The organism is Acinetobacter sp. Z1, assembly GCF_024296945.1.
Taxonomy (GTDB): domain Bacteria; phylum Pseudomonadota; class Gammaproteobacteria; order Pseudomonadales; family Moraxellaceae; genus Acinetobacter; species Acinetobacter beijerinckii.
Map to the genome: position 1 here is coordinate 2,752,548 of NZ_CP101115.1, position 21,612 is coordinate 2,774,159.

Annotated in this window: 22 protein-coding genes; 8 read left to right on the forward strand and 14 right to left on the reverse strand. The window is 37.1% G+C overall.

Going from position 1 to position 21,612, the window contains the following annotated elements:
- Positions 1-42 precede the first annotated feature (42 nt).
- The 4 genes from NGC85_RS12960 to NGC85_RS12975 all read right to left on the reverse strand — a co-directional run bounded on the left by NGC85_RS12960 (position 43) and on the right by NGC85_RS12975 (position 4,651).
- Complete coding sequence (locus tag NGC85_RS12960; protein WP_254731702.1) at positions 43-834, reverse strand: hypothetical protein; 792 nt, start codon at positions 832-834, stop codon at positions 43-45.
- A 10-nt stretch (positions 835-844) separates the two neighbouring features.
- Positions 845-3,046 carry a hypothetical protein gene (locus NGC85_RS12965; RefSeq protein ID WP_254731704.1) on the reverse strand — a complete coding sequence of 734 codons (2,202 nt, stop codon included), beginning with the start codon at positions 3,044-3,046 and terminating at the stop codon, positions 845-847.
- Positions 3,047-3,377: 331 nt separating this feature from the next.
- Positions 3,378-3,947 carry a dCTP deaminase gene (dcd, locus tag NGC85_RS12970; protein WP_004663684.1) on the reverse strand — a complete coding sequence of 190 codons (570 nt, stop codon included), beginning with the start codon at positions 3,945-3,947 and terminating at the stop codon, positions 3,378-3,380.
- A 110-nt stretch (positions 3,948-4,057) separates the two neighbouring features.
- A complete protein-coding gene (locus NGC85_RS12975) occupies positions 4,058-4,651 on the reverse strand; it encodes a LysE family translocator (protein WP_254731706.1) in 594 nt (197 codons plus the stop codon).
- Positions 4,652-4,958: 307 nt separating this feature from the next.
- Between NGC85_RS12975 and NGC85_RS12980 the strand changes: the two genes are divergently transcribed.
- On the forward strand, positions 4,959-5,516 hold the full coding sequence (locus NGC85_RS12980; protein WP_254731708.1) for a DUF2062 domain-containing protein: 558 nt from the start codon (positions 4,959-4,961) through the stop codon (positions 5,514-5,516).
- Positions 5,517-5,540: 24 nt separating this feature from the next.
- Here the strand turns inward: NGC85_RS12980 and NGC85_RS12985 are convergent, their stop codons facing one another.
- The 4 genes from NGC85_RS12985 to NGC85_RS13000 all read right to left on the reverse strand — a co-directional run bounded on the left by NGC85_RS12985 (position 5,541) and on the right by NGC85_RS13000 (position 9,098).
- Positions 5,541-6,413 (reverse strand): 5'-methylthioadenosine/S-adenosylhomocysteine nucleosidase, encoded by an 873-nt coding sequence (locus tag NGC85_RS12985; protein WP_254731710.1) that lies wholly within the window; start codon positions 6,411-6,413, stop codon positions 5,541-5,543.
- Positions 6,414-6,539: 126 nt separating this feature from the next.
- A complete protein-coding gene (apbC, locus tag NGC85_RS12990) occupies positions 6,540-7,769 on the reverse strand; it encodes an iron-sulfur cluster carrier protein ApbC (protein WP_254731712.1) in 1,230 nt (409 codons plus the stop codon).
- Between the two features lie 155 nt (positions 7,770-7,924).
- Positions 7,925-8,374 carry a hypothetical protein gene (locus tag NGC85_RS12995; RefSeq protein WP_254731714.1) on the reverse strand — a complete coding sequence of 150 codons (450 nt, stop codon included), beginning with the start codon at positions 8,372-8,374 and terminating at the stop codon, positions 7,925-7,927.
- A gap of 187 nt (positions 8,375-8,561) precedes the next feature.
- Positions 8,562-9,098, reverse strand: a complete 537-nt coding sequence (locus tag NGC85_RS13000) for a GNAT family N-acetyltransferase (RefSeq protein ID WP_254731716.1) — start codon at positions 9,096-9,098, stop codon at positions 8,562-8,564.
- Positions 9,099-9,205: 107 nt separating this feature from the next.
- On the opposite strand from NGC85_RS13000, the gene NGC85_RS13005 reads away from it, so the two are divergent.
- Positions 9,206-9,703: a hypothetical protein gene (locus NGC85_RS13005; RefSeq protein ID WP_005057635.1), complete on the forward strand. Its 498-nt coding sequence runs from the start codon at positions 9,206-9,208 to the stop codon at positions 9,701-9,703.
- Positions 9,704-9,775: 72 nt separating this feature from the next.
- Complete coding sequence (locus tag NGC85_RS13010; RefSeq protein WP_254731718.1) at positions 9,776-10,234, forward strand: hypothetical protein; 459 nt, start codon at positions 9,776-9,778, stop codon at positions 10,232-10,234.
- Here the strand turns inward: NGC85_RS13010 and NGC85_RS13015 are convergent, their stop codons facing one another.
- The gene (locus tag NGC85_RS13015) at positions 10,235-10,687 is read right to left on the reverse strand and encodes a hypothetical protein (RefSeq protein WP_254731720.1); all 453 of its coding nucleotides are present in this window, start codon (positions 10,685-10,687) and stop codon (positions 10,235-10,237) included.
- Between the two features lie 200 nt (positions 10,688-10,887).
- On the opposite strand from NGC85_RS13015, the gene metG reads away from it, so the two are divergent.
- Positions 10,888-12,945, forward strand: coding sequence for a methionine--tRNA ligase (gene metG / locus NGC85_RS13020; RefSeq protein WP_254731722.1), 2,058 nt, complete (start codon positions 10,888-10,890; stop codon positions 12,943-12,945).
- Between the two features lie 52 nt (positions 12,946-12,997).
- Here the strand turns inward: metG and NGC85_RS13025 are convergent, their stop codons facing one another.
- Positions 12,998-13,969, reverse strand: a complete 972-nt coding sequence (locus tag NGC85_RS13025; RefSeq protein WP_254731724.1) for a hypothetical protein — start codon at positions 13,967-13,969, stop codon at positions 12,998-13,000.
- 29 nt (positions 13,970-13,998) lie between these two features.
- Complete coding sequence (locus NGC85_RS13030) at positions 13,999-14,340, reverse strand: hypothetical protein (RefSeq protein WP_254731726.1); 342 nt, start codon at positions 14,338-14,340, stop codon at positions 13,999-14,001.
- Between the two features lie 106 nt (positions 14,341-14,446).
- Here NGC85_RS13030 and NGC85_RS13035 point away from each other — a divergent pair, with 106 nt between their 5' ends.
- Complete coding sequence (locus NGC85_RS13035; RefSeq protein ID WP_254731728.1) at positions 14,447-15,415, forward strand: MBL fold metallo-hydrolase; 969 nt, start codon at positions 14,447-14,449, stop codon at positions 15,413-15,415.
- A gap of 56 nt (positions 15,416-15,471) precedes the next feature.
- On the opposite strand, the gene NGC85_RS13040 is transcribed toward NGC85_RS13035, so the two are convergent.
- The 3 genes from NGC85_RS13040 to NGC85_RS13050 form a co-directional block, all read right to left on the reverse strand.
- Positions 15,472-16,095, reverse strand: coding sequence for a LysE family translocator (locus NGC85_RS13040; protein WP_254731730.1), 624 nt, complete (start codon positions 16,093-16,095; stop codon positions 15,472-15,474).
- A gap of 386 nt (positions 16,096-16,481) precedes the next feature.
- The gene (locus NGC85_RS13045; protein ID WP_254731732.1) at positions 16,482-17,240 is read right to left on the reverse strand and encodes a class I SAM-dependent methyltransferase; all 759 of its coding nucleotides are present in this window, start codon (positions 17,238-17,240) and stop codon (positions 16,482-16,484) included.
- Between the two features lie 94 nt (positions 17,241-17,334).
- Positions 17,335-18,015, reverse strand: a complete 681-nt coding sequence (locus NGC85_RS13050) for a DUF1345 domain-containing protein (RefSeq protein ID WP_254805604.1) — start codon at positions 18,013-18,015, stop codon at positions 17,335-17,337.
- A gap of 183 nt (positions 18,016-18,198) precedes the next feature.
- On the opposite strand from NGC85_RS13050, the gene NGC85_RS13055 reads away from it, so the two are divergent.
- The 3 genes from NGC85_RS13055 (at position 18,199) to NGC85_RS13065 (ending at position 21,601) form a co-directional block, all read left to right on the forward strand.
- Positions 18,199-18,747 carry a TetR/AcrR family transcriptional regulator gene (locus tag NGC85_RS13055; protein ID WP_254731734.1) on the forward strand — a complete coding sequence of 183 codons (549 nt, stop codon included), beginning with the start codon at positions 18,199-18,201 and terminating at the stop codon, positions 18,745-18,747.
- 13 nt (positions 18,748-18,760) lie between these two features.
- Complete coding sequence (locus NGC85_RS13060; protein ID WP_254731736.1) at positions 18,761-20,407, forward strand: MFS transporter; 1,647 nt, start codon at positions 18,761-18,763, stop codon at positions 20,405-20,407.
- Between the two features lie 126 nt (positions 20,408-20,533).
- Positions 20,534-21,601, forward strand: coding sequence for an HlyD family secretion protein (locus tag NGC85_RS13065; RefSeq protein WP_254805605.1), 1,068 nt, complete (start codon positions 20,534-20,536; stop codon positions 21,599-21,601).
- The last annotated feature ends 11 nt before the right edge of the window (positions 21,602-21,612 follow it).

Sequence of the window (21,612 nt, forward strand, 5' to 3'; positions counted from 1 at the left end):
TCCTATTATTCGAATTTAACAATATTCATCCAATTTAATGACTTAACATCGAGGATGAGAACCATCACAGCCAAAAATTTTAACAGTACCTGCTAAAGCTAAATTTCCATTCATATTTAAACCAGTAAAGCCAATTTCTCGACCATGATCAAATGAACTAGTTCCATAACCACTGGGTGCACCTGAACTATAATCATATTTCCCGTTAGTGAATTTTTTTAAACCTGAACCACCATTGTAAGCAGGTATAGCTAAACCACTCGAGTCAGTTCTCGCTGACCCCAACCAATAACCTGGTATATTCCCACTATCTTGTTCAATTGCTAAAGAGGCAAATCCATAATTACGTATTAATATTGGTAATGTAGGATCATACGATAATTGAATAGCCGGCTTAACTATGACTGAAGAACTATTCTTCTGTGTATAAGTTAAATCCGCACCATCAAGACCAACTTTTTGTAAATTTATGGTTCCTTGCATACCTTTAAAAACTAACCATAACTTATCGCCCGTTGGCTTGCCACTAACAATTTCAACACCATTTTGGGTATAAGCTTTACCCGTCACGCGATCAATATAATCACCATTGCTATAACGATTATTTAAAGATAAAGCTAAACGGCATTGTTCATAATTAATTTGGCAAAAGTTTGAAATAGTATTCGTACTTGTTCCATCGACATTAATTCCATGATTTAAACTTAATACTAAAGATAAATCAGCGCCACCCTGCCCTTGAGCCTGTTGTAATGCTTCATTGTCTAAGGGCTGCAATCCAGCAAATGAAAGGGTAGCTGTCAATAAAGTTGAAGCCGATAAGAATATTTTCATTATTGTCTCCTTATAGCCCTTTAGTTGTTATTTTCATATGCTGAATTAACATACCATCTATTACTGCCGAACCTAAATTGGTAAATTGAGTATTACTCAATGCCTGCTGCACATCACCTATGGTAGCATTGGCAAAATTACCAAGAGCCGCTGGGCTACTAGAACTCCATGTTGTACCATCCCATCTACTAACCCATTGCTTATTTACAGCATCCCATGAACTATTTGCTTGTGGTAAAGAACCAGCACTAGGTACTGCAAAAGGTGTTCCATTAGTCGTATCGCTATATGAATATCCATTTTGAGGGACAGTAGGATTATAAAGCGATGTACCTGTACTTGTTTTCCAAGCTGCATTTTGACTATTAAACTTCAGACCTGCGCCAGCGTTATTACTTAAAGTACTACAAGTAGCATTTGTACAGTAACGCCAGTTATTATTATCACCTCGACGTCGTTCTCTATTCTGTAATTCATAATAATAATAATTTTGTCCTGTTGGGCTTACCGTTCCAGTAGGTAACGCACCAAAAGAAACACCAACTGCATCTGCACCCTTATAAGCTGTCATTAACCCAGTGTTTGGATCATACTGTGTACTACCAATACTAATACTACTATGAGTGGCATTAACGCCTTGATATGTTTTAACACCATTAACTACGATTGGAGTACCGCATGCATAAACACTGCAAGTCGAACCTTGATATTCGGCAATTTGAGCAGTTGTCAAAGATCCTGTATTCCCAGCATAAGCAGTATATATTTTCTTATATAAATCAGGTTTATTGGGTATGGCAGCGACTTCTAGCACTAAGTTATTACTAGTCGCGTCTTTATTAACCATTAAAGGCTGATAAAGTGTTCCTAGCACTAAGTTAATATTTGCACCATATGCATAAAGACCTTCATTTGCATCAAAGGTTGGAGCAGTAACACCATTAATCGCTGGAGAATCCAATTTACCTTGTACAGCACCTGTTTCTCTAGTACTAAATCTTAAAACTCCATTATTAACAAGACTAGGAGTGGTCCAAGTACCATTTGCATAAGCATTACTTACGCGAGTAGTCCTGCTTCTGATCTGATAACTACAAACAAATGCAGCAGAACCACCAGGTGTATTACAATTAGTTGAACCTTGTGCGGTTGTTGTCCCACCCGGAACTGTTGTTACAGAAGGAGAATAACGATTAATCCAAGTATTATCCGCAGAGCCAGTGATTACATTTCCAGCATCATCCACATATGAGCTAGTTGCAGCTGTGCCGCCAGTCGTCGTAATATTTGCTTTAAACCCACTCGTTCCATCTGCTCGTGTATCACCACTATTGAAACGTAAAACACCTGCCAAACCTAAAGTATTATTATATGAAGTATCTTTTATATAACCTCCACCAGCCCCAGCAACCGCCCCTCCCAAAGTTTGAAACATTTGAATTTGACTACCATTGATACTTAGCCCATCCCAAACTGCTTGTAACCGTAAACGATTTGCTCTACCAGATGAAATTAAATCAAATTGATCAGATGCACCTTCAGCTTTTTTAGGATCTCGAACAAATGCATCTGCCCAGAAAGCTAATTTTAAATTATATGCATCCGCACCTGCTGCACTTGACACTGGAATAGTATTACTTACATTTTTAGTGGTGTCGGCATAATTGAGAGCATAAAATTCATGTCGTGGCGCTTCTAACGCCAAATAAGTAACCTTACAATTATCAGGGGTCGTTGTACAATTATTCGCTGGCGTAACAGTATTACCAAAGTTTGGAATATTTGAATCTGTTTGCACCTTAAATAACCATGGATTATCTGCTGTACCCCAACTTCTAATGGTAGGATCCGCACCTAAACGATTATTTAAATTACCATCACCCTTAGAAACAGATAATCCATATAGAAACAAATCAGCTTTACCTGCAGTTGCTGGTGCTGACGACGACAAAGGCCCTACTGGGATATAACGGATGTAACCGGTATCTTTAGTTCGATCTGCTACAATATTTGCTACAGTTTCATTTCCTGCATTTTCACCACGAAAAACCATTGCAAAATTTTCAGGCAAAAATGCGATACCTTCACCGGTAGTTTCACTTAAACTTTCATCAGAAATTTCTTCAAGCGCGAAAACAGATTGATTTAAGAATAAACCAATTAAAGACGCTAAAACAGTTTTTTGAAATGATACCTTACTAAGTGTAGTCATCTTGACCTTCCTGTTACGCGATGCTCCGCACCATCGTTATTTTTCTTACTTCCTTCCGAGTGATTCCCTTTGATAGAGAAAAAGTACGTATCCTAACGTCACTCAAACAACAGGCTTTTAACCTATATAAAATCAACTTTCATTATGCTGATAATTTACACAAATGCAAAATAATTTAGGTAAATAAAGTTCTTTCCGATGAATGAACAGATATATTAATTTATAACACTCAACCGTAATATTATGTTTATAAAAATATTATTAATTAATTTACGAATACTCAAAGCAACAATCTTTTAAAATAATGATTGTTGCTGAATGTAAATAACTGTTAGGTTTTTGGCAATGTCACACCCGTTTGACCTTGGTATTTACCACCACGGTCTTTATATGAGGTTTCACAGACTTCATCACTTTCAAAGAACAACATTTGCGCCACCCCTTCACCTGCGTAAATTCGTGCAGGAAGGTTTGTTGTATTTGAAAACTCAAGTGTAACGTGACCTTCCCATTCAGGCTCTAAAGGGGTTACGTTTACAATAATACCGCAACGCGCATAGGTTGACTTACCCAAACAAACGGTTAATACATTACGCGGGATACGGAAATATTCGATTGTACGCGCTAAGGCAAATGAGTTTGGCGGAATAATACAAACATCAGATTCAATATCAATAAAACTTCTATCATCAAAGTTTTTTGGATCAACAATCGCGGAATGAACATTCGTAAATACTTTAAATTCACGTGCGCAACGGACATCATAGCCATAGCTAGATACCCCATAAGAAATCAGCTTTTCTCCGTTTTCATCGAAACGAACTTGATTTTCTGCATAAGGTTCAATCATGCCGTGTTTTTCGCTCATTTCACGAATCCAACGATCAGATTTTATTGCCATGACTTTTATCCAAAATCTAAGTTAATGATTGGCGGTTACTTTAACTTAAAATGACTTTAATGAAAACAACACCCCTTATTGATATGTCAACGTCAGGGTGTTTATTTAATTTATAAATTACTAAGGGCAGAATAACTGATAGGAATCGCAAAACTGATCAACACGATAGATGCAGTTCTTTGAAGTTTAGCTTGCGATAGCCATGTCACTTTATTGGTCGCTAAAATTGCACCAACACAAATCCAGAACATTGCAATTGGTAAAATTAACCCAACAAATGTGCTCATGTGAGCAATGTAAAGTTCTTGGCTTTTCCAAACGGCTGCTGGAAAAATGGCAGAGGCAAATAAAAGTGCTTTAGGATTGAGTAAAGTCGCGCAGAGAAGCTCTCTTGGACGGATGGTCGGTTGATTTAATACAACCTCTTGGTCTGCTGTGCGCCATAATTTCAAGGCAAGGAATAAAATATAACAAGCACTCAATAATTTCAGAAAAGTAGGCAATAAAGGTAAGGTAGTCGATACTTTACCAATTAAGAAACCCCATGCGCTTATTGCAATGATATAGCCCAATGCTTCGGCAGGAATCAATAATAAAGACTTACGCAAACCGACTTGTATCCCTGAAGATGCAAGTAAAGTATTGGTTGGACCTGGTGTTAGGAGAATGGTTATAACTAAACCAATAAAAAACCATGAAATCATTGAATGACCTCACTAAGAGATAGTTTCAGATTAATCCAATTACAAATCTATAGCAAAAAAATAACTGTAAGCACTTATGACGGCGATTAACGCAAGCTTTTATTTTATTTAGTTTTTATCAATTACAAGCCCACTCTACTACTGAGTCATGTGATTTAGATTGTATATTATGAACACAAATTATCTTGAATATTGATAATCACTTTCAGCAGACAATTTCACGTTTCAGTACTTTTTAAGCTTCTAATAAGTAAATAGTGTTATTTTATCGCCATATATTGATTCTTTAAGATCTATTTTTAACTTTATGCCTAAGCAATTCTTTCAGAAGTGGCTTCCATCATCGGAAAAAGTCGCTCGTCTTAAGTTTATGAGGATATTTGGCGAAAGAACCCTAAATCCGCTGCTATGGTATGTAAATCGACACTCTATTGCTAAAGCCATGTTTATTGGTACTTTTTGGGGCATTTTACCTGTCCCGTTTCACAGTGTTTTTATTATCTTAACCGTACTGTGGTTTGAGGTGAATTTACCGATTGGCTTATGTATGGCATGGTTGACGAACCCTTTTACCGTAGTGCCTATTCTTTACCTCGGGTTTTGGTTTGGCAGTAAGATCTATCACGTTCATATGATTAATAAAGATATGTTACTAGGCGTTCTTCATCAAATTATCAATTGGTTAAAAAATTTTGGTCATGGGCATATTGATTTTAGTCTTGCAAAAATATTGGTTTCAGGATTAGTGATTGAAGCTATTTTATTTGCCATTATTTTTTATTTTGCGACTCATTTATTTTGGCGTTGGGTTGTGATTAAAAACTGGAAAGCCCGCTCTAAACTTCAGAAAGAAGAAGTGATTTAACATTCTTCTTTCTTTACGTTTAAACTACTTTATTTCATTTTTAGCTTTCATAAATTGTTCTGCGACATCCAGCACGTAATCTTGACACGCTTCACCAGTCGCGGGGTTATAGGCTCCATTGTTTGTAATATTATTTGATAAAATGCGAATACCAATGAATGGGACATTAAATTGATGTGCAACCTGAGCGACAGATGCAGCCTCCATTTCTTCAACGGATGTTCCATAAGTTTTACGCAACAAATCAATTCGATCTAGTTCATTATTCCAAACATCCGCAGAACCAATGGTTCCTTCTACCACTTTCCCTTTGCTGTAATTCGGTTTAGCTTTGTAAGCAGCAATTAATAACTCTGGATCTGCTTCAAATTTTCGTATCGCAATTGGCTCGGGGTCAGACTCATCATTAGGAAGTACATCAAAAGCTTCGTTCCATTCCAATGCATTTGAACCATCACCAATCGGTTTTTTTGGCGTTTTAAATGCCCCTATATTGGTAGTGAATTTACCTAAAACAATATCAAATACATTCAAAGCTGGATCATGCCCGCCTGATGTTCCCTGATTGATAATCGCAATCGGTTGATAGCGTTGAATAGCTAATGCTGTTGCAGCGGCTGAATTACTCATTCCCATACGTGTTTTAGAAATGATCATTGGATAACCTTTATAAGTGCCTTTCCAAAATTTCCACTCTCCTATCATTTCAACATTGACGTTGTCTAATTTTGATGCCATACGTTCAGATTCGACAGGTAATGCACCTTGAATGATAATAGGTTGTAATTTAACTTGTGATTGCTCAGTCTCTTTGGGGGAATCATCACCATTACAAGCACTCAATAAAAGTGCACTGCACAATCCTAAAAAACCTACAGCTCTTTTAATTGACTTCATACCATCACTCGAAAATAAAATAGTGATGAAGCAATTCATGTGCCAAATTTTACTAATCGTTATATTTTCAACATTACAGATAAAGAAAAGCCCAACGTTTCGTCGGGCTTTTAGTTATGCAATCACTTAGAAGATACGTTTATCATCTCGCTGACGCTGCGGTAATTTTTGCATTTGTTGTAAAACTGCTTGCGCAATATTTAAATAGCTTTCAGATGCGACATCTTTTGCAATCACACTTGGTTTACCTTGATCTGCATTCTCACGGATTTTTACATCTAAGGGTAAACGTCCTAATAAAGGAATATCATATTGTTCAGAAAGCTGATCACCGCCACCTGTACCAAAAATTTGTTCTTCATGTCCGCAATTTGAACAAATATGAGTCGACATATTTTCAATGACACCCAGTACAGGAATGTTTACTTTATTGAATAATTCAATCCCTTTTACTGCATCCATCAAGGCAACATTTTGCGGTGTTGTGACAATGACTGCCCCTGTAACAGGGATACGTTGTGCCAACGTTAATTGGATATCGCCTGTACCTGGTGGCATGTCAATCACCAATACATCTAAGTCTGGCCATAAAGTTTGATTAAATAATTGCATCAATGCACCAGTGGCTTTAGGTCCACGCCAAGCAACAGGTGTATTGTTCGCACCAATTAAATGACCAATCGAAATCACAGCCATACCATAAGCATCTAAAGGAACAAAATGTTCATTCTCGATTTGTGGTGTGCGCCCAGCATTGCCTAGCATGGTCGGAATACTTGGACCATAAATATCAGCATCCAAAACACCAACTTTTAAACCAAGCTGTTGTAGTGCTAAAGCAAGATTCACAGTCGTGGTGGATTTTCCGACACCACCTTTACCGGAAGATACCAAAATCACATTTTGAATGCGTGGATGTGCAGCAACATCTCTTTGTTGCGGAGCAGCTTTTTGTATTGGTGGATTATTTGGATCAACTTCAGCTTTTGGTGAAGCATCCATCACAGGAGGTAAATTCGCATTTTCAGCTTTGGGTTTAGATGAACAACTATGTCCAGCCTCGCCATGAGCAGGATTTTTTTGTTGAATAATATGGAGATTCAGCTCTTGAATACCACACTTTTCTAAGGCATCTGCAAGTTCATCATGGATTTGTTGCAAATGATCTTTTTCTTCAGGAAATGTATTTATAGTGAGCTGTAAAATACGCCCTTGAACATTGACTTGGCTGATACGCTCTTTGAGTGCATTTTCAGAATTTGGCAGAATATAACTTTGGAGAACTGTCTGAATTTCATCTTCCTTCACCTCTTGTGCGGGTGAAAAAACAGATTTTAAAGAAGAAAGCCACGACATTTTGTTTACTCCAAAAACAGATCAACATATCACTGAGTTTGGCTAGTTTAGCAGTATTGAAGAATTGACGCTCATATCTGGGAAGATAATTGCTCATTTTTATAGCTTAATTTCTTCTCTCGATATGAGCGTCATTCATTTAAAGATTAACCGATTTAACCTTTGAATTTATTGATTGTATCCGATGCTGCTTTTTTTAAGTCATCAATTTTAGTGCTCGCCTGAGCTTTTAAATCATCAAATTTTGCAGCAGCTTCATCTTTTAATTCAGCAGCTTTTGCTTTTGCATCATCTAGTTTATGACTCGCTTCTTCTTTCAAATGGTCGAATTTATCTTGAACCGCATGTTGAGTATCTTCAAGTTTAGACTTAATTTCGTCCACTTTATTTGAAAAAGCTTCTTTATTTTCAGAACTATGTTCCGAAGCATCTCTTTTTAAATCATCAATCGCTTTTTCACCTTTTAACTTCAACTCTTGAGCAGAATGTTTTAAATCATCAACTGCTTTTTCACCTTGAAGTTGCGCTTCTTTTGCTTTGTGTTTTAAATCATTACCTAAGTCAGCAGCTTGAGTTTTCAACTCGTCAATTTTTTCATTTGTCATCTTATTTCCTCACTTATAGGTAAATATATATTGTTTGGAGCAGTCTTAGTTATACCGCGTTTAGATAAGTTTTTAAGTGATTGCTGCAAATTGAAACAATTGGGATACAGGAAGATTCAAATCATTTCTGTTCGATAACCTTTTGAATTTTTAGATATAAAAATCATATAAAAGAATAACAGCAGTTTTACCCTTTAAACTCATGTTTAGATATTTCATAGAGCACGTGCCAGCTTAATGGATGATTGATATCTAAAGCAGGATGTTGAAATTCTGTGATCTTTCTCATTTTTATCTTCTCCATCACCTTTTGAGATTTTTTATTATCTAGGGTGGTGAAAGATACAACTTTTTCTAGTTTCAACTGATCAAAAGCAAAAGCTAAGGCTGCATTTGCCGCTTCTGACGCATAACCTTTTCCCCAAAAAGCTTGATCTAAGCGCCAGCCAATTTCAACGCAAGGTGAAAAGGAAAATTGTGTGGGTTGATCATGTAAGCCCACAAAACCAATAAACTGTTGGGTTTCTTTTAATTCCACTGCCCAAAAACCCCAACCTTGTTTTTGAATGATTGCTTTTAATTTATCAATATAAGCATCACTTTCTGATCGACTAAGCATTTTCGGAAAATGCTCCATCACTTTTGGATCAGCGCTCATCTCTGCAAAACGTGAATAATCTGTTTCTAACCATTGGCGCAAAATCAGTCTTGGTGTTTCGATCATTTTTACAACCATCAAATTTCAATTAAAAACTATTCACAATATAAACAATTAGATCAGATATACTTTTGCACTATCGTAATCCTAACTTTATTGATAAAGCTTTATCTATGAATGAAAATGAACTTTTAGAAATTCAACATGAACTTCAAGCTCAAGAAAAACGACTGAACTATATCCTGTCGAGTAAAAAAAGAATTCAAAACATGATTGATTCTTTTGAGGGTGATTTAGCAGAACAATTACTTCTCGTCATTCATAATGAGAGCAATGATTATGCTGGAATTGCAACAAGCTTAGCACTTTCGATCTGTTGGAAATTTTCAAAAGTTGAATTTCCAAAGACCGTTCATTGGTGCAGCGAAATGAGCATTAGCGACTTACAAGTTAAAGATGAATTTACCGCTGTAATTAAAGCTCAAGCTTGGCTAGGTACTCTAGGAAGTGATGAACTTTGGCAAACGCCACTCTTCGCTGAAATCACGGTTGATCCAAAAACCAATAGTTTAAAAAGCTACCATATCCACTTCTTGTCTAAAGGGAAAATCATCTCTTTAAGAAAGAACGCTAAGCAAAGTGTAACCATTAAGCAGATGCAAAGTATGTAATCCTTTGGGATGCATACTTTTTTCAAAACTCCATGATCAAAAATTAACAGATAAAACTATCCAAAATCGAAGATGAATAAAGAAGAACTTGCACTGCAAAAACAAGAAGAGGAAAGGTATTTTAAGTGGTCAAAATATGTTTATTCCAGCAAAAGAAGAATTCAACGTAGAGTGTTGGCTATAGAGCGCGGTATCGCCCAAACTATCCTTCAATTCAATACTTATAAACAACGTGAAGGTTTAGAATCACTAATTGCTTTTTTAAGTTGCTGGAAATTTTCCAAAGTAGATTTTATTAATAATACATTTTGGTGCGATGCAATCTATTTTGATCAATTTAAAATGAAAGATGAGCATACATTCACATTTAGTGGACATGCTTGGATTGGACTGACTGAGAATACTGATAATCAATGGAAAGTACCCTGTTCAGGTTCTTTCATCACTAATGGTAGTCACAACAAACTCAAGAATTATGAGCTTTACTTCTATAACGAAGGGCAAACAATTCACTTAATTAAAAAGTGTTAACTAAAGAGCCTTTTTATATACTTTTCTATCTATGACGAAATAACAACTGTTCGCCCCCATACAACTCAAAGCCAAAATCGGCAGCATCATGAAATACATCATAATGCCGATCTTTAAAGTTGAAAAATCAATGGGGTTCACTTGATCTTCGAACAGAATCGTTAAGACCAGTAATGTCCAAGCAATGAAGATCACAAAACTTATTTTTAAAAACTGCAATAAATCAAAAATTTGTTTTGGTAATTTCAATATTGCTAGAACAATCAAATAAAAGATAAAAGCCAAAATGAGAAGGATTGGGGTCAGATATATCATGACTTCCATGCCATCGCTCACCACATGAATAAGATGGTTCTGTCGATAATTTAAGAACAAACAAAATGGAATCACAAAACTTAAAACAGAAACTATACTTGCTGAGACTGATGAAAAAACTAATGACCAAGACCTCATTTTTATTTTCCTCTCTTTGATATTGTGATTATTCTCGATCAAACAGATGTACTTTGATTGAAGCCAAAGTGAAGCTTGTATGAAGTTTCAAAATAAGATTCCCTTCAGGCTAAAAAGATTTCACCGATTCCCTTGTGCAAGTCGCTCTTAAGTCATGTAAAATCATCCACCTTGCAAATACGAATGAGAGAACAATATCCGTGCGTAAAATTTTAGTCACCAATGCCCTTCCTTATGCCAATGGTCCTATCCATATGGGTCACTTACTCGGTTATATCCAAGCAGATATTTGGGTTCGTGCGATGCGTGCAATGGGTCATGACGTGACTTACGTATGTGCGGATGATGCTCATGGCACAGCGATCATGTTACGTGCTGAAGCGAATGGCATCAGCCCTGAAGCGCAAATTGCCAATGTTCAGAAAGAACACATTCGTGATTTTGATGGTTTTGGTGTGCATTTCGATCATTATGATTCAACTCATAGCGATGCAAACAAAGCACGTGCATCTGAGATTTATATTAAGAACCGTGAAGCAGGCAATATCGCAATTCGACCTGTAAATCAGCTTTTTGATCCTGAAAAAGGTATGTTCCTGTCTGATCGTTTCATTAAAGGCACGTGCCCAAAATGTAAATCGGAAGATCAATACGGCGATGCATGCGAAGTCTGTGGCACAACTTACAATGCAACTGAATTATTGAACCCACGCTCAACTTTGAGTGGTGCAACTCCCGTTGAGAAATCATCAGATCACTATTTCTTTAAACTTCCAAATTTCTCAGAATACTTACAGAAATGGACGCGTGATCAAGGTCGCCTTCCTGTTTCAATTGCTAATAAGTTAGATGAATGGTTTGAAGCAGGTTTATCGGATTGGGATATTTCACGTGATGCACCATATTTCGGTTTTGAAATTCCAGATGCGCCAAACAAATATTTCTATGTTTGGGTCGATGCACCGATTGGTTATATGTCGAGTTTTGAAAACTACATCAAAACTAAACGTCCTGATCTAAGCTTTGATGATTTCTGGAAAAAAGACAGCGACAAAGAAGTCTATCACTTCATTGGTAAAGACATTGTTTACTTCCACGCGCTGTTCTGGCCTGCAATGCTTGAAGGTGCGAACTACCGTACCCCATCAGGTTTATTCGTAAATGGTTTCTTGACAGTGAATGGTCAGAAAATGTCGAAGTCTCGCGGCACATTCATCAAAGCTGAAACCTATTTAGAGCATTTGAACCCAGAATATTTACGCTATTACTTTGCTTCTAAGCTTTCTGACAAAGTTGAAGATTCGGATTTGAATTTGGATGACTTCGTACAGAAAGTGAATTCTGACCTTGTCGGTAAAGTAGTGAATATTGCCAGCCGTTGTGCAAAATTCATTAACAGCAACTTCAATAATACACTTTCAAACACCTGTGCTGAGCCTGAATTAGTTCAAAGCTTTATTGATGCGGGCGATTCAATTGCGCAAGCCTATGAAGCACGTGAATTCTCCGCAGCTGTTCGTGAGATCATGGCACTTGCAGATAAAGCAAACCAATATATTGATGAGAAAAAACCGTGGGCGCTTGCAAAGCAAGAAGGTCAAGAACAACAAGTTCATGATGTTTGCTCAGTCGGTATTAACTTATTCCGTCAACTTGCGATTTACTTGGCTCCTGTTCTTCCAACACTTGCAGCTCAAGTTCAGTCTTTCTTACAACTTGAAAGCTTTGACTTTGCTTCACGTCAGAAAATCTTAGTTGCTCATGAAATTGCTCAATTCCAACCGCTTATGCAGCGTGTTGATCCTAAAGCAGTTGCAGCCATGGTTGATGCATCTAAAGACTCTTTAGCTGCTGCGGCAGAAGCGCCAAAAGTGGAAAAGAAAAAAGTGAAGAAAGCCGAGAAGAAGCCTGAGCCAAAAGCAGGTGAAGCTGAAATCATTGGTATTGAAGATTTCATAAAAATTGATCTTCGTGTTGCAAAAGTATTGGAAGCTGCAACGGTTGAAGGTTCTGATAAATTGCTGCAATTGACTTTAGATGTTGGCGAAGCTGAACCACGTAATGTGTTTAGTGGTATTCGTGAGTTCTATCAGCCAGAAGATCTAAAAGATAAATTGGTGGTGATGGTGGCTAACCTTGCCCCACGTAAGATGCGTTTTGGTATTTCTAACGGTATGGTACTTGCCGCGGGTAATGGCGAAGGAGTTTGGGTGATTTCACCTGAATCTGGCGCAAAACCAGGCGATAAAGTGTCTTAATAGTCTAAAATCATATAATAGCCCCTACGACTGTAAGGGCTATTATAAATATTTATATTTGAGGTCTAGTTTGTCTAACGCCCCAAGCATACCAGCATAACTCACGGCTACCCTCTAATTTTTCAGCCTCCCAAGGGGTAGAAGCACATATTTCGGGTTCGTTTAATCTCAAGTTTAAAGAGCATACTGTATAAAATGGACATTTATTTGTGATATTAGATGTACTCTTAAAACCATTATTTTTTATATGAGCTTTAATAAACTTCATGGCGCTATAAAAAATTTGCCAATCCTCTGATTGTGCACCATATAAAAGAGAATACATTATATCTTTATTTAATGAATCAGGATCACCTAGATTTTCTTTTATAATTGTACAACCTCGATATTTCTCTATAGCCTCATTAAAATTTATAATATTTTCTTTACATTTATCTATAATTTCCAGTTCAAAAAAACCATCATCCTTACGATAATTAATATTATTTATAAAAGTTTTTAAAACATGTTTAATTGAGTTCCCTATAGGCTCATTTATTGGAAAAGAATCCTCTATATTATCAATTATATTGGAAACAAAGACTTCATTTTTTTTAATTTGCTCACTACTCCAATATTTAATAATATCTATTATTTTAAAATCTTTTAACGTATCTAATTTCTTAGCATCTAGAATGAATTCCATTAATTTATCTAATGCAAATGGTGGATTAGGCGATTGTAAAGATGCTATCATACAACATATTTTTTCACTATTAGATAAGCCTTCAACCCGATACTCAATAAATATTTCAATGATTCTATAAGGTACTATCTCAGCACTATCATCTTCAAACTGATTCTCTAAGCTATCCCTAATTAAACTTTTTTCTAGTAAAAAGGCACAATTCTCCAATATCTCATGTGTTCTAAAAGCTACTTCTAAATTATTAGTAGAGTTTTCATTACCGCTAATTTCAACAAAACATTTAATACTACCAGATTCGAAATCATCGTACTTCTCAACTAAAACCTCATGCTTCAATATACTAATATCTTTAATTTTTTTATTATTTAATCGTTTCTCATTACTACTTGACCTAATCCCCCCATAAATTTCAACATATTATTGAACTGTTTTTTCAAATCATCATTTAAACCAACCTCTCCCGCCAGACCATTAGCATATGAATATCTAAAAATCTTCCACAACCCAATATAGCTATAAAATAATGTTAACCCTATTAGAGTGGATGTATTGTGAATAAAATGAATCCACTCATGAAAAAAAACACTTACTTCCTCCATATCCTTGAATGGTACAATTATTCCATCTCTGTTAGATAATGCTTCTAAATCCTCCTTGATTCTAATAACCATCAAATCAGGCTCATATGCAGCTAGTAAATTTTTCATATTATGCACTCAAAAAATTAAAATAAATTTTATGACTATTTATAGTAAAATAAATATCTTTATGCTAGAAGTATAAAGATATTATTAGAACCTACAATATATTCCTATGAAAAAGCTCAAATACCCTCTAATCGTGTTATTACTCTCAACTGCACCTATCTCATCTACCTTCGCAAAACCACTCCTCACTCCTCAACAAAATCAGGTTGCGGGCTACTATCAACACCAAGTCGGTGATGTGCAAATTACCGCCCTGCTGGATGGCACCAACTTTATGTCGCCAAGCCTGTTTAAAGATATTTCACCGCAACAAGTACAACAGATCTTAAAGAAGTACTATGCCGATCAAGAGAAAGGCGTACAAACCTCTATCAATGCGTTCCTCGTGAATACAGGAAAATCTATGGTATTAGTGGATAGCGGTGCAGCGAGTTGTTTCGGCTCACATCTAGGTTCAGTTTTAACCAACCTAAAAGCATCAGGCTATCAACCTGAACAAGTTGATACCATTCTACTCACACATCTACATCCCGACCATGTCTGTGGTATCAGTAAAGATGGCGTTGCCAATTTCCCTAATGCAACCGTTTACGTTTCCAATGACGAAGCCAATTACTGGTTAGATCCGAAGCAAGCAGCAAAACTACCGAAAGAAAAACAAGCCAATTACTCAGGTACGGTTGAGAAAATTAAACAAGCGATTGCGCCTTACCAAGCCAAACAACGCTTTAAAACCTATAAACTCGGTGATGAAGTTCAAGGCTTCAAAGTCATTAACACGGCGGGACATACACCAGGGCATTTTAGTTATGAACTAAAAACCAAAGGTGAATCTATCGTCTTTATTGGTGATATCGTACATTCTCATACCGTGCAATTTGATAAACCTGAAACGGCAATTGAATACGACATAGACCCGAAAAAAGCCGTTGAAACGCGTTTAAAGCAATTCGCTGATTTTGCTAAAAATGGACAAACCATTGCCGCTCCGCATTTGCCATTTCCGGGGATTGGACATATTTATTCAGTAGATGGAAAAAGCTATCAATGGATTCCAACTCATTTCAAAGATTAAATGTTTTTATTCAGAATTAGACCATAAAAAAGCGACCTTCTTGGTCGCTTCTTTTATCACTTCATTCCAAAGATCAACTTCAATCCAAGCAAGGTCATTACCCCACCTGCGATACGATCAAAAATCGCTTTTGATTTCAAATAGACTTTTCGTGGCCCTTCCGCAGATAGTGCAACAGCGACTAAGGAATACCATCCTGCATCAATAAAGAAGCACAGCATTGGCAAAACCACGTAAAAATAGGTTGGAATTTCTTTCGGCAATAACGCCGTAAAAATACTGGCAAGCACAATCGCAATTTTAGGATTACTCAACTGTGTGATGAGACCTAAACGGAAAGCTTGTGCATAGCTCATATTATTGACGCTGCCTTCTGTAGACTCCATCGGCTCTTTAGCATGCTTAATAATTTTATACGCGAGCCAAAGTAAGTACAAACCACCAAAGATTTTCAAAGCCAAATAAGCAGAAGGCACTGTGAGTAAGATTGCTTGTAAACCCATAACAGCAAGAAAGCCGAACAACGCTGCACCAGTACCTGTACCAAGCGCAGTAAATAAACCATGTTTACGTGAAATCGCAATCGAGTTTTTTGCCACATAAATAAATGTCGGACCGGGGCTAATCGCACCTAACATCAGTGCCAATGTAATCGAGCCTAAAATCAATATTGATTCCAAGATAAACCTCAAAATTAGAATAATTTTCCATAAATATTTTATGCGAAAAGCAGTCAAACAAGATACTGTTTTTTTAGTCTGTATCAAATATTCAAAATATAACTATTTTATTTAAAATCAAAATATTAGACAAATATGCAGACAAATATCGATTCAAAATTTCAATTAAAATTTGAAATTTGCATGATTTATTTACTAGTTGGGTCAACACCATCAGCTAAAACACATCATTCAAACATACCCATTATTTATAAACTTACTCCACTTATTTAATTAAATTTCACCTATAAACAATCTCAAAAGGTCTATTCTAATAGGGCGTTATTTCCAATAACTATAAAAACAACACCCTGCTTATCGCTATAAATCATTAGAGTCCAAGAACTTTATTTTTTAAGCACTAAATAAATCACATCACTACTAAATGAACCATCCGATTGAATCTGATAATACTGTTGTACATGATCAGAAGCTTTACGTTGTAAATATCTGATCGTTTCAACTGCATGTGCGGGTGTTTGCATACGTTCAGTCCAATTTTGAAAGTCTAAATTTAAGCGCTGTTTTTCAACTGTTTCAATTGTAAATCCAGCATATTCAGCAAAATGCATCCATTCTTCTAAACTATAATTACGTACATGACTCGGATCACGAATCGTTTCAATGGTTTGAAAGAAGGTATCAAGAACAGGATTTGAGTTTCCTAAAATATCAACAATAATCACCTTGCCTTGTGGTGACAATACACGGTGAATTTCCGCCATCGCCTGTGCCACGTTTTGCCAATGATGAGCTGAATAGCGTGTGATCACGCAGTCAAAACGTTGATCATCAAATAGTAAATCCTCCGCTGCACCTTGCTGGGTAATCACATTGTCCAAACCTTTATGCTTAGCTTGTTCAGCAACAATTTTCACCATAGACGGCGTTAAGTCATAAGCAATAACTTCGTCTACAAAGGGAGATATTTGGTAACTGACATGCCCACCTCCACAGCCCAAATCCAAAACTGTTTTAATTTCATGGGACTGAATCAATTGCTGCATTTTCTGAAATTCAATGCCTTGTGCATGCACCGCACTGGTTAAATAAACCTGAGATTTATCTTGATACTGCTGTTGATTCACTTGATGTTGCGTATTCATTTCTTATCCTTGTAGTCGTTGACTCATTTAAAATAGCCGACCCTAACCAAAATAAAAAATGATCAATTTTAATAAAATTAATAAAATTAAGTTATTAATTAAAACCAATCAAACTGGCTGCAACATTGATCGCAACCGCCAGAATCATGGTATTAAAAATAAAAGCTAACACACAGTGAAAAATATTCAGATGTCTGAGTTGAGAACTAGTAATAGAAACATCAGCAGTTTGGGCAGAAGTACCAATGATATAGCTGAAATAGATAAAATCGAGATAATCAGGCTGTTCTGTCTTTGGAAAATCTAGACCACCATCTGCATGACGGCTTTTTGCTAGATAATAATCATGTGCATAATGAATCGCGAATAAGGTATGCAGCAATAACCATGTTGAGAAGATCGTGCCAATGGTCAACAAAATAAGTATGCCTTTCACAGTGGCTTGATCTTTTGGAACGTGGCTCAGTTGAACAACTATCGAGATAAAACAGATCACAATCGCAATGAGCACCACACATAATATTGCCCATTTACCTTCATCTTGCTGTTTGGCTCTTTGCAAAATATGAGTTGCGTCTAAATGCCACATCATTTTTAAGGTCAGAAATAAATATAACCAAATGGCGATATTCCAGCCGATCTGCAAACAAGTTTCCCATTGCCAATCCGTAAAAAAATGCAGCACAGCATAAATCACCAACCCCAGACTAAAAGTTGCAGATAAGTATGGGCGCTGTCGAATCCCCAAAGTGAGTCGATTTAAAAATTGCTGCATTTCATACCTTGTTTGATCATTATATTTTCCAAGAGAGCGTTGTTTTGAAGCAACTCTATTTTTATACATCAGCTTTCTAAGTTATATTTTACCTTAATTAAACAAAACAATATGTCTCATGTTATTTACTTCGGACAAAAATGTCCGTTAAATATCATTTAAGTTCCTTAATCCTTTGCACCTATGTATAAACGTCAGCAATTGGCAGCACATAATCGTGATGAATTACTCAATGCAGCGGAAGAAATCTTTCGCAAGCAAGGCATTCATGTACCTTTACAAGCCATTATTGATCATGCAGGTGTGGGACGAGCAACCTTTTACCGTAACTTCGCAGATCGGAAGGCTTTAATTGCTGCATTACTCGAAAGAGCGATCACCCGTTTAGAGCAAAGGGCTGAGGCTTTACTTGAATTTAATGACGGTTTTATTCGCTTAATTGAAGGACATATCGAACAACTCCCTCATCTGGTCGTACTGATTGATTACTGGCGTATCATTGATCGCGAAGACCCAATCATGCTAAACATTTATGAGCGACGAGATAAAGCATTACAACCTTTAATTGATAAAGCCATAGAACATCAATTGTGTCGCGCTGATCTGACCCCACAAGATTTTGGCATGATTACCGCGATCTTAGGCTCTTCATTTCAAGGGCACCATGCTTCTGATCAAGTTAGACTCGCAAAACGTGCAATAGAATTATTATTAAACGGCATCAAAATTTAGTTCGAGGAATAATATGGATAACAGCCCTCGCTATCTTGAAACTCCACCCGATTGGTCAGCCGATGAACGTCCTACGCTTCCCGGTTCACCAGCAGCAATTGCTCATGCAAAGCCAAAACGTTTTGCTTATTTTATTATTGGGCTGTTTATATGTATTGCTGCAAGTTTAAGCAATGGTTTTATCATCGCTAATTTACCGATTTTCCAAGGTGAATATGGACTTACACCATCACAAGCTGCTTGGTTACCCGCCGCCTATGTGATGGCAAATGTCAGTTCAAATTTAATTCTGTTTAAAGCTCGGCAGCAATATGGCTTACGTCTATTTTCAGAAATTGGCTTATTAGTTTTCATTGCTGTATTGATCTTACACATCTTTGTCAAAACCTATGAAATGGCTTTATTTGTGCGTTTTATTGCAGGTTTAGCCGCCGCGCCTCTCAGCTCGTTGGGTATGTATTACACCATGCAAGCTTTTGGTAAAGCAGATATGGCAAAAGGGATTTATTTAGCTTTCGGCTTTCAGCAACTCGGTTTGCCTTTAGCATGGATTATCTCGCCATTTCTACTGAGCGCGAATCAATGGGATGTGATTTATACATTTGAACTGGGTCTGGCAATTTGTTGTTTTGCAATGGTGGTGGCTTTAAAACTGCCTCGAAGTATACGTCTCGCGGTTTTTGAGAAACAAGACTTTTTTACCTTTGCACTGCTCGCTCCGGGTTTCGCCTGTCTATGTATCGTGTTAACACAAGGTCCTATTCATTGGTGGTTTGATAGCCCTTGGCTGGCTTATACCTTAATTATCGGCTTTTGTTTAATTGTATTGGGTTTAACCTATGAACATTACCGAACCAATCCCCTGATTATGACTCGTTGGCTCGCCGCAGGTGACTTACTCAGCTTTGTAGTGAGCGCTTTTGCTCTGAGACTATTAATGTCAGAACAAAGTTATGCTGCTGTCAATTTTTTAAAAACAGTCGGTATGGGGCCTGATCAATTTGTTCCATTGTATGTGGTTATTTTCTGTGGAACGATTTCAGGTTGTGTATTCAGTGCTTTAACCTTTCATCGTGAACGATTGATTTTAAATTTATTTCTTGCAGAAATTTTAATTCTGATCGCCTGTGCTTTGGATTATCACCTAAGCAGTGATGTACGACCTGCCAATTTTTATCGTAGTCAATTTTTGGTGAGTTTTGCAGGTGGTGTATTTATTGGCCCACTGCTATTGATGGGTTTTATGCGTACCTTACAACGTGGTCCTCAATATGTTGTGACCTTTATTGTATTGTTCTCAGCCACACAAAACTTTGGTGGTTTAGTCGGTTCATCATTTTTTAATACCTACCAACAACGCCAAACTTATGATTATAAAGTTGAGATTAATAGTCATCTCAACCCTACAGATCCGTTGGTTGCACAGCGTTTGCAAGCCTATCAACGAAGTGCAATGCTCAGTAGCAATGATCCTGTTTTACAAAACAATCAAGCCTTACAGAATTTGAATAAAGTGGTGATGCGTGAAGCCCAAGTGCGTGCCTATAACGATGTGATTGTACTCAATGGCATCTTTGCCGTTGTATTACTGTTATGGGGCCTATTTAAATATGCGCGTAATCAGTATAAAACGCGAAAAAACCTGCAAACAGCAAGTTAACTTTCATCGTATTTGATTGAGAAAGAGATTATGTCTGAACAAGAAAATTCTGAAAAGAATAAACCTGAAAAGACTGAGCAGAATATCAATGCTCAGACTGAAAAAGCGCCCGAATCTGTGCCGAAAATGCCACCACCGCCCCCACCTACGACCAGCAAATTGATTAAAACCAAACGCTCAACCTTATGGTTGATGCTTTTAGTGTTAATCGTGGGCGTTACGATTATTTTATGGGCATGGCGGATTGGTCCATTTCATACGGCGATTGAACAAACAGACAATAGTTATGTAAAAGGCAAAACCACTATTCTTTCTTCACAGATTAATGGCTACATCAAAGATGTTTTAGTCAAAGACTTTGATCAGGTCAAACAAGGTCAAGTCTTGATGCATATTGATGCGACCACCTATGATCAAAAAGTTACGCAGGCAGTTTCAGGCGTCGATCAAGCAGAAAATAGTCTAGCCAATCAAACTCAAGCGATTGCTCAGCGCCAAGCAGATGTAGTTGCAGCGCAAGCCAAAATTGATCAAGTCAAAGCACAATATGATTTATCAGTCGCACAACTCAAACGCTATCAGCAACTTGGGGATAGTGGTGCAGCCTCAAAATCTGAACAGGACAAGGCTGCTGCGGACGCACAAAATAATCTAGCTTTGCTTAAACAAGCGCAGGCGAATATCCTCGTGGCGCAAGAAGCATTAAAAACGGCACAAGTTGCGCAAGCTGGACTAAAAGCACAAGTGAATAGCGCACAAGCGCAATTAGATCAAGCCAATACCACAAAGGATTACAGCACGATTGTTGCACCGTTAGATGGACAACTGGGTGAAGTCAATCCACGAGTAGGTCAATACGTGGCGGCAGGAACACAATTATTGTATTTAATCCCGAAACAAACATGGGTGATTGCCAACTTTAAAGAAACGCAAATTGCCAATATGAAAATTGGGCAGAAAGCGTATTTTACTGTAGATGCTATGAATCATCAGAAATTCACTGGTCATGTTGAGCAAATTTCCCCTGCGGCTGGTTCAGAATTTAGTGTACTAAAACCTGATAATGCAACAGGTAACTTTACCAAAGTGGTGCAACGGATTGCAGTGCGTATTGCGATAGATCCAAACCAAAAAGGCATCGAAAATTTACGTCCTGGTATGTCCGTGATAAGCTCTGTCGATACTGACTCTTAAATAAAGCAGCA

Bases quoted from the DNA above. Each gene is read 5' to 3' on its own strand.
- NGC85_RS13010 (WP_254731718.1), top strand. From the start codon at position 9,776: ATGAATAAAGAAGAACTTGCACTGCAAAAACAAGAAGAGGAAAGGTAT.
- NGC85_RS13055 (WP_254731734.1), top strand. From the start codon at position 18,199: ATGTATAAACGTCAGCAATTGGCAGCACATAATCGTGATGAATTACTC.
- apbC (WP_254731712.1), bottom strand. From the start codon at position 7,769: ATGTCGTGGCTTTCTTCTTTAAAATCTGTTTTTTCACCCGCACAAGAG.
- NGC85_RS12975 (WP_254731706.1), bottom strand. From the start codon at position 4,651: ATGATTTCATGGTTTTTTATTGGTTTAGTTATAACCATTCTCCTAACA.
- NGC85_RS13035 (WP_254731728.1), top strand. From the start codon at position 14,447: ATGAAAAAGCTCAAATACCCTCTAATCGTGTTATTACTCTCAACTGCA.
- NGC85_RS12985 (WP_254731710.1), bottom strand. From the start codon at position 6,413: ATGAAGTCAATTAAAAGAGCTGTAGGTTTTTTAGGATTGTGCAGTGCA.
- NGC85_RS12960 (WP_254731702.1), bottom strand. From the start codon at position 834: ATGAAAATATTCTTATCGGCTTCAACTTTATTGACAGCTACCCTTTCA.
- dcd (WP_004663684.1), bottom strand. From the start codon at position 3,947: ATGGCAATAAAATCTGATCGTTGGATTCGTGAAATGAGCGAAAAACAC.
- NGC85_RS12980 (WP_254731708.1), top strand. From the start codon at position 4,959: ATGCCTAAGCAATTCTTTCAGAAGTGGCTTCCATCATCGGAAAAAGTC.
- NGC85_RS13065 (WP_254805605.1), top strand. From the start codon at position 20,534: ATGCCACCACCGCCCCCACCTACGACCAGCAAATTGATTAAAACCAAA.
- NGC85_RS13045 (WP_254731732.1), bottom strand. From the start codon at position 17,240: ATGAATACGCAACATCAAGTGAATCAACAGCAGTATCAAGATAAATCT.
- NGC85_RS12995 (WP_254731714.1), bottom strand. From the start codon at position 8,374: ATGACAAATGAAAAAATTGACGAGTTGAAAACTCAAGCTGCTGACTTA.
- NGC85_RS13030 (WP_254731726.1), bottom strand. From the start codon at position 14,340: ATGAAAAATTTACTAGCTGCATATGAGCCTGATTTGATGGTTATTAGA.
- NGC85_RS12965 (WP_254731704.1), bottom strand. From the start codon at position 3,046: ATGACTACACTTAGTAAGGTATCATTTCAAAAAACTGTTTTAGCGTCT.
- NGC85_RS13000 (WP_254731716.1), bottom strand. From the start codon at position 9,098: ATGATCGAAACACCAAGACTGATTTTGCGCCAATGGTTAGAAACAGAT.
- NGC85_RS13060 (WP_254731736.1), top strand. From the start codon at position 18,761: ATGGATAACAGCCCTCGCTATCTTGAAACTCCACCCGATTGGTCAGCC.
- NGC85_RS13050 (WP_254805604.1), bottom strand. From the start codon at position 18,015: ATGCAGCAATTTTTAAATCGACTCACTTTGGGGATTCGACAGCGCCCA.
- NGC85_RS13005 (WP_005057635.1), top strand. From the start codon at position 9,206: ATGAATGAAAATGAACTTTTAGAAATTCAACATGAACTTCAAGCTCAA.
- NGC85_RS13015 (WP_254731720.1), bottom strand. From the start codon at position 10,687: ATGAGGTCTTGGTCATTAGTTTTTTCATCAGTCTCAGCAAGTATAGTT.